Origin of the sequence: Flavobacterium sp., assembly GCF_029945805.1 — a bacterium.
GTDB lineage: Bacteria > Bacteroidota > Bacteroidia > Flavobacteriales > Flavobacteriaceae > Flavobacterium.
This window is the reverse complement of sequence record NZ_JAQSDH010000029.1, coordinates 1-2804: the sequence shown is the minus strand read 5'-3', so window position 1 is coordinate 2804 and position 2804 is coordinate 1. Positions and strand designations below refer to the sequence as shown.

General features: G+C 31.0%; 1 protein-coding gene and 1 pseudogene. Both read right to left on the bottom strand.

The genetic code is table 11. The features are described from left to right. Nucleotides 1-2537 (bottom strand): annotated as a pseudogene (locus PSU83_RS07020) (hypothetical protein); the annotation flags it as partial. An 85-nt stretch (nucleotides 2538-2622) separates the two neighbouring features. After that, the coding region (locus PSU83_RS07015; protein ID WP_300588301.1) for a T9SS type A sorting domain-containing protein at nucleotides 2623-2804 on the bottom strand (182 nt) is incomplete at its 5' end.

The following is a 2804-nucleotide window of genomic DNA, read 5'->3' as shown; positions in this document are numbered from 1 at the left end:
TTTATTGTTATTGTTGCTGGCAAACTTGAAGAGCTACATCCATTTCCATCAGTATAACTGTAAGTGTAAGTCGTATTTACTGTTCCGTTATAAGGGTTAGTGATACTGAATGTACCTCCACTTGGAGCACCTATTAAAGACATAGGTATTCCTGAGCATCCTACAACATTACTTGCTGTTACAATTGGTAATGGATTAACCGTAATAATCATAGTGGCGTTATTTGCACACAAACCATTTGTTGGAGTAAAGGTGTAAGTTGAAGTAATAGTATTGTTTAAAGCCGGTTCCCATGATCCAGTTATATCATTCAATGATGTAGTTGGTAAAGAAGATAATGCATCACCTGAACAAATAGCACTTATTTGAGTAAAAGTTGGTGTTACTTTTTGATTTACAGAAACTGTTACAATATTACTAATAGCGGCATTTAACCAATCTAATTTGCATAAAACTCTAGCTAATCTTCTATAATAAGTTGTTGTATTGGGGCTTATATTAATTGAATAAGAGGATTGGTTTTGATTGATAATATTAATGAAATTAATATTATCAATTGATGATTGCCATTGATATTCGATGGTGCCAATTTGCCCACTTGGTGCAATTAATTCTAAAAAAGGAGAAGGAATTTGTCCTTGACAAATTGTTTGAGAACTTGAAATAGTTCCACCATTAATAGGATTTGTACAAGGTGGTATAAACTCATGCATACCTCTACTAGGAATATTGATACTACTAACTAGATTACCATAGTAATCCACACCTCCATTGTTTGAAATTAATTTACCGCTTGAAATAGCCGGTGAATTTGAATTTAATTTATATCCATCAAGCGTTGTTATTCCTACTAATCCGTTCCCAGGGTTAACCAATAGTGGATTTAAAATTAATTTATTTATATCTGTTGGCTCATCTGAAGGATGATTACCATAGAAAATATTATTTTCAATTGTTCTGTTTTGCCCAATTGTTGCAAAAGCATAACCACCTGTTCCTGCATTATAAATAATATTATTAAAAAAATTATAGGTGTGATTATTTCCGGAATTTTCATGAATAATATTAGGTCTTAACCCGGACTTAATATAAAAAACATTATTGTAAATTTCATTTCCAGCGGAAGAATAATTTAAAAAAACCAAATCTCCTTTGTCGTTTTGGCTAATACAATATCTTAAAGTACAACCAACATCTTCTGGGTCGGGAATTCCACTGGTATTATTTGCAGAACCTCTTGTATTACATCCCCAATAAATTCCTTCAGAATTATCATGACTGTAACTATACTGAAAAATGATTCCAATACTACCGAAATCTGGATCATACATACTCCCATCAACATTTCCAGGATTAACAGTTTGGGTTGTTGCCCTATTGAAGTATCCTTCATTATATTGAAAAACAGTTCCTTTAGCTCTAGCTGTAAAAATTGTGTTTCCAGTTGTACCTAATGCTGTCTCGTAACAAGTATTATTTTCAATTAATCCAGTTTGATCCGTACATCTAATTATCATTGCATTTTTGCCAATATGATGAATAACGTTATTTAATATATGGATATTAGTAAATCGTCTATCAAACCAATTAGTATATTCTGTACTTCCCGGATAATAAACTTTCCATTCATTGTCGAACGCCAATCCTATATTTTCTGAATAGCTAATATTACAACCACTTATTTGAATATCATTAAATCTTGATTTATTAGTAATAGATTCTGTAAAACCAAGAACAGAAAAATAAATTCCGCCAGTTCTTTTAGTAATAGCGTTATTAATTGCAAAATTGCTATTACCTAATTGCCCTTTAATATGATGAATATTTAAATTATTAAGATAAACATGGTTAGCAGTTCCATAACCATCTATGGCTACCATAACACCTCTTCTGTCGGCTCCTAAAGGATTATTATTTAATGTCCCGTCTGAGATTCCTGTAAAAAAAAGATTATCAGGATAGGAAGCATTGGTTAAATTACAATAAAAAGAAAAAGTTACTGAACCGCTTAATGAAGTTCCTGATGTATTTGTTGGAGCTGATTCTGACAATCCAGTGGTACCAGCAGTAGTAACTTTATATGCATTTAAACCATTATATACAATTTGATTAATTGAATAGTCTGTATTAATTGCAAATACTGATAATATTGGATAATTAGTTATTTCTAAATTATTAATTTCAATATACTCTTGATTATAAAGATAAACAACACCCTCTCCAACTAAACCATTACCATTTAAAATGGGATTCGTGCCTGTTCCATAACGATTAATTACAATTGGATTTAAAGCTGTTCCAGAACCGATAAATTTAAGTTGCTGTCCATCCCAAACACTTCCGCATTTTAAATAAACATTCGAACCAGCTGTGATGGTTAGTAAATTCAACATTGAAATATTCTTCCATGCTGTAGAAATTGAAGTACCATTATTTGAATCTATTCCAGCAACTGAATCAATATAATAATTAGCTGAAAAAATAAAATTTACACTTAATATCAATAAAAATAAACAAATCTTTTTTTTGTAATACATAGTTATAAGAATTATTGATTCTACTTTTTAGAAAACCCCCTTTCAAAATTGAAAAGGGGTTTATTTAGGATTTTTATAAAATAACTTATCGTTTAATCACTCGAAGTGTTTTCACTTCTTCACTTTGTGTTAACACAACATTGTAAACACCACTCGGATAACGATCTCCAATTGTTGTTGTTTCTAGGTCTAATACACGAACCTCTCTTTGGTCAATCAATCTTCCAACCATATCGTAAACCTTCATTGTAACAACCGATTCGCTTG